General features: G+C 40.0%; 1 protein-coding gene. It reads left to right on the top strand.

The annotated features are described in order from the left end of the window. On the top strand, positions 1–245 hold a 245-nt coding region (locus AC23MB_RS14495; RefSeq protein WP_487787670.1), incomplete at both ends, for a transposase.

Below are 245 nucleotides of genomic sequence, written 5' to 3'. Positions count from 1 at the left end.
TATTTATACATCTATCTTCACTCGAAAAACGGATTGAAAAAGGAGCTTATTTCTCAGCTTAGACAAGAACGTAAAAGCAGAGGGAACTTCAAGACCAGAGCAGTTTTGGAGCCTAAAATAAAGGATAGAGTTTCAATAGATGAGCGTCCAGAAGAGGTTTTAGGGAGGGAGATTCCAGGACATTGGGAAGGCGATTTAATTATCGGCAAAGACCACAAATCTTGTCTAGGAACCTTGGTAGAAAG

This window comes from Soonwooa sp. T0.1_25 (genome assembly GCF_057652215.1).
This window is presented reverse-complemented; position numbering and strand designations above follow the sequence as displayed.